At 69.9% G+C, this 4,332-nt stretch carries 4 protein-coding genes; all 4 read right to left on the reverse strand.

What is annotated here, in order from left to right; translation table 11 throughout:
• Nucleotides 1-330: 330 nt before the first annotated feature.
• On the reverse strand, nucleotides 331-918 hold the full coding sequence (gene pth, locus WA805_RS02130) for an aminoacyl-tRNA hydrolase (protein WP_425241518.1): 588 nt from the start codon (nucleotides 916-918) through the stop codon (nucleotides 331-333).
• 15 nt (nucleotides 919-933) lie between these two features.
• A complete protein-coding gene (locus tag WA805_RS02135; protein WP_422275610.1) occupies nucleotides 934-1,575 on the reverse strand; it encodes a 50S ribosomal protein L25/general stress protein Ctc in 642 nt (213 codons plus the stop codon).
• A 132-nt stretch (nucleotides 1,576-1,707) separates the two neighbouring features.
• The gene (locus WA805_RS02140; RefSeq protein ID WP_422275612.1) at nucleotides 1,708-1,905 is read right to left on the reverse strand and encodes a hypothetical protein; all 198 of its coding nucleotides are present in this window, start codon (nucleotides 1,903-1,905) and stop codon (nucleotides 1,708-1,710) included.
• Nucleotides 1,906-2,138: 233 nt separating this feature from the next.
• On the reverse strand, nucleotides 2,139-4,332 hold a 2,194-nt coding region (locus WA805_RS02145), incomplete at its 5' end, for an ATP-binding protein (RefSeq protein ID WP_425241519.1).

Raw genomic sequence — 4,332 nt, forward strand, 5'->3', positions numbered from 1 at the left:
CGACCTCCCGCAGCCTCGCCTCGACATCAGGATCCAGGGTCACCGTGGTACGCATATCAGCATCATAGCATCAGCACTCATGCTGTCATGATGCGCGACCTGTCCAGTCTAGCTGTCACCCCGGCTAAGCGTGCCGGTCACGTCATGCCCACAGGGCTGGCTCGCCGATCTCATCTGTCTCGTCGTACGTGTCGATCACGACATCCGCTGAATCGGACCGAGGCGGGCGGCCAGCCTGGAGTGGAGGCGAGGAGCCGGGAGAGTCGCCACCCTACGTTCGGGATGATCCAAAGCCTCAGCCGACGCGGGCCTTAGCGCTGCGCTGGCAGCTCAGCCGGACGCGGGGTCGGTGTGGTACAGGTTCTGGGCTTCGGTGAGGCCCTTGCTGATCAGGGTCTCCGTGGCGTCGGCGCAGCGGTCGGTGGCGAACGGGAGTTCCTTGCGCTCGGCCGCCGTGAAGTCGCGCAGCACGTACGTGGCCGCCTCCATCCGGCCGGGCGGGCGGCCGATGCCGAAGCGGACACGGTAGTAGTCATGGGTGCCGAGCGAGGCGGTGACCGACCTGAGGCCGTTGTGGCCGTTGTCACCGCCGCCCAGCTTGAGCCTTACCGCGCCGAACGGAATGTCCAGCTCGTCGTGGAGCACCACGATCCGTTCGGGGGAAAGCTTGTAGAAGGCCGCCAGCGCAGCCACCGGGCCGCCGGACAGGTTCATGTACGCGTGCGGCCTGGCCAGGGTCACCGGCTGGCCGGCGAGACGGCCCTCCGCGACGTCGTTGCGAGTGCGGTGCGCCTTGAACCGCGCGCCCATCCGCCCGGCCAGCTCGACGAGCACCAGCTGCCCTGCGTTGTGCCTGGTGCCCGCGTACTCTGGCCCCGGGTTGCCGAGGCCAGCGATGATCCAGCGTTCGTCGGCCATGGAGTGCCGGTCTTGCTACTCCCCTTCGGGAGCCTCGGCCGGAGCAACCGGCTCCGGAACCTCGGCCTCTTCGCCGGCCTCTGCGCCCTCGCCGAGCTCGGCGTCGATCTGCTCCTGGGTCCGCTCGGCGAGCACGTGCAGGACGAGCGCCTCCGGGTCCATCTGGAGCGTGCTGCCTTCCGGCAACACGAGGTCCTTGGCGTGCACCGCCGCGCCGACCTCCATGTCCGTGACGTCCACGTCAACGCCGTTGGGAATGTTTGTGGCCTCGGCCTCGACGGGGATCTGCACCAGCTGCTGGTCGAGCATGCCACCGGAGTAGACCTCGCCGGTCACCCGGACCGGGATCTCGACGGTGACCTTCTCGCCGCGGCGAACCTCGATCAGGTCGACGTGCTCGATATCGCCCCTGATCGCGTTCCGCTGCACCGCCTTCGGCAGCGCCAGGCCGGCGCGGCCGGGGAGGCCCTCGAGCCGGATGAGGACGTTCGGCGTCTTCAGCGCGAGCATCAGCTCGTGCTCGGGCAGCGACAGGTGGCGGACCTCCGCACCGTGGCCGTAGATGACAGCGGGCACGCGACCCGCCCGGCGGGTACGGCGGGCTGCCCCTTTGCCGAACTCGTTACGCAGCTCGGCTTCGATACGGACCTCAGGCACGGTCAGTCACTCCTCATACGGATATCTGCGATGCGCCAGTGAAGTCTAGCCGAGAAACAACGTGCATGCGGATGCTAGCGTTCCGCACCGCACGCACGGCGCCGTGATGACGGCGCGCCGACCGCTTCGGACTTAGTCCTCGTCCTCCGGGGTCACGGTCTCCGGTGTGACCGTTTCCGGGGTCACAGTCTCGGGAGTCACCGTTTCCGGGGTGACGGTCTCCGGCGTGACAGTCTCAGGGGTCACGGTTTCCGGCGTGACCGTCTCGGGAGTCACGGTCTCGGGAGTCACTGTCTCGGGAGTCACTGTCGCTGGACGCTCTTCGCTCATTTCCCCGCTCCTTCTCTCGCCCCCGGCCCCGCAGCCCAGGAAACCCTGGCTGTCCCGGTTGCCAGGGGAATACTCGGCATAAATGAATGCCCCGTCGGGCCCAATTCTAGTAACGAGGCTCGCGGGAAATCACCCCGGTCCATATAGATCGCCGGGAATGTTCGCGCCACGTTTCCCCTACTGAAAGGGAATCTCGAAACGTGTGTGGCGCTATTCAATCAATGGTCACGCAGTTACGAACGCGGCAGCGAAGCGAGCGACGCCGCCACCTCCGCCGCCTCCGCGCGCTCGTCGATCTGCTCGAATATCGACAGCGCCTGCGTCCACGAGGTCCGCGCCTCGCCAGGGTCACTGGCCGCCAGGCGCGCATGCCCGAGGTACTTGAGGGCCGTCGCCTGGCCGGCAAGTTCGCCGGACGCGCGGTGCGCGCCTATCGCGTCCGTCAGGCTGGTGGCCGCGTCACCGACGCGGCCGAGAGCCAGGTAGACCCGGCCGAGGTTGTGCAGCGCCCACCCTTCGCCGTATCCCCCGATCTCCCGCCAGATGTCCCTGGCCTCCGCGCAGCACTCCGCGGCCGCATCCAGGTCACCGAGGTCGAGGTGGACCTCGCCGAGGTTGTTCAGCGCGACCGCCCGCAGGGACAGCATGTCCGTCGGCCGCAGCAGGTCCGCGGCATGCCGCAGGTACTTCACGGCTTCCTCGCCAGGGCCGCGCACCTTGAGGTACCCCTCGCTGAGCCCGATCGCGCTCTGTGCCTCTCCCCTCGTGTCACCGAGCTCGCGCCGGATGGCCAGGGCCTGCTCGAGGTAGCCGAACGCTTCCTCGTCCCGCAGCCGGGCCAGCGACCAGCCGAGCCTGTCGAGGACCCACGCCTCGCCGAGCCTGTCGGCGGTCTTGCGCACGCTTTCCACGGCCACCCGGTGGCTCGTCACGCAGTCCGTCCAGTTGCCCCGCCTGTTGAACAGCGGGAAAAGGTTCGGCGGCAGCCGCCAGGCGATGTCATGGAGTCCCGCGGCAGCCGCTTGCAGGGTCGCGGTCACGACGTTGGCCCGCTCGTCGCCGTACCAGGCCAGGGCCTCATCCACGGCGCCGAACTCGAGCGGCGGATAGCCCGGTGCCGCGGGCTCGCGGGGCACCCGGTAACGGCGCGGCGCGACCGCGTCCGCGGCGGCCTCCCCGGTCTCCAGGTACCACCGCAGCAGCCGCCCGACGGCCTCGGTGCGGTCCGCCTCCGATTCCTCTTCCTGGGCGCGCTCCGTCGCGTAGACCCGGAGCAGGTCGTGGAACTGGTACCAGTCCGCGGCCGGCGACTCGAGCAGGTTCGCGTCGACGAGGGTTTCCAGGGCGTCGGCCACGTCGTCGTCGGACTCGCCGAACAGGGCCGCGGCGGCCGGCAGGCTGATCGACGCGCCGTGCCAGAGGCCGAGCAACCGGAACACCCGCGCGGGATTGATGCCGTGCCGTCCGGCGTGCAGGCTGTCGTAGCTCACCTGGAAGCTGGACCGGACCGCGAGGTCTCCCGTCTCAAGCTCGTCAAGTCGCCGCTGCTCGTTCCGCAGCCTGTTCGCCAGGGTGGCGATCCGCCAGTGCGTGCGCGCTGCCAGCCGGGCCGCGCAGATCCGGATGGCGAGCGGCAGCCCGGCACAGGCGAGCAGCACTTCCGCCGTGGCATCCGGCTCGGCGGCAGGCCGGTCGTCATCGACGATCCGGGAGAACAGCGTCAGCGCCTCGGTGTCCTCAAGGACGTGCAGGTCCACGAACCGGGTGCTGGCCAGGTCTGGTGTCCGGTTTCTCGTAGTCACCAGGACGGCACAGGATGCGCTGCCCGGCAGCAGCGGCCGGACCTGGGCGGCGTCCTTGGCGTTGTCGAGGAGGATGAGCATGCGGCGGCCGGTCAGCCTGGTCCGGTACAGCGCCGCGCGCTCGTCGTCACCGACCGGGACCTTGTCTCCGTCCACCCCGACGTCCCGCAGGAACCTGGCGAGCACCTCGCCGGGCGCCGCCGGCCGCGCGCTGGCCCCGAACAGGTCGACGTAGAGCTGGCCGTCAGGAAACGCCGAGCTGACCTGGTGCGCAGCGTGCACGGCCAGCGCCGTCTTGCCGAGGCCCGCGGCCCCGGCCACCACGGCGATCCGCACCGCGCCAGGGCTGCTCGCCGCCTCGTCCTGGACCAGCATCTCGGACAGGTGCCTGACCTGCGCCTCGCGGCCCGTGAAGTCCCCGATGTCGGCAGGGAGCTGCGTAGGGCGCGGCGGTGGCAAGCTGGCCGGTTCCTCGACCACCCCGGCGGCGGCGGCGACCGCGCCGACAGCGATCGTCCCCGACCCTTCCCCGTGCGGTCCGCTGCCATCTTCCGCGCCGATGAGTGCCTCGACCTCGACGAGGTGATCGGCACTTGCGCCGGGAGCGGCGGCAGCGGTGCCGGCG

This window comes from Trebonia sp. (assembly GCF_049794275.1).
Lineage (GTDB): Bacteria > Actinomycetota > Actinomycetes > Streptosporangiales > Streptosporangiaceae > Trebonia.